Annotated in this window: 1 pseudogene; it reads right to left on the bottom strand. The window is 40.2% G+C overall.

The window, feature by feature from the left end:
* Positions 1–108: 108 nt before the first annotated feature.
* Positions 109–301: pseudogene (locus NE473_RS31230) on the bottom strand (ROK family transcriptional regulator); the annotation flags it as partial.

Genomic DNA, 301 nt, shown 5'->3' with positions numbered 1-301 from the left:
TACAAAGGCGATCTCTACTTCATCCCTCATATTTTCGTATGCAGCCCGATATACAGAAGATATTCTTCCACATCCGATAATACCTGCTTTTATCTTCTCCACTTAACGTTACTCCTTAATAAAAAATTGTTTTATCGCCAGAGCTGCACCTCCCCTGGCTCCCGTAAGGGGGTTGAAATCAATAAATTCAATCTCAATCTCCTGATCATTTAAACCAAAGATATGTTTCTTGGTCTCCTCCAAAAGCTGCCTCCGTTTTCTTTTCACCTGCATCATATAGCCGTCCACAATTACTAAAGGA

This window comes from Hungatella sp. SL.1.14 (assembly GCF_024460495.1).
GTDB lineage: Bacteria > Bacillota > Clostridia > Lachnospirales > Lachnospiraceae > Hungatella > Hungatella hathewayi.
This window is presented reverse-complemented; position numbering and strand designations above follow the sequence as displayed.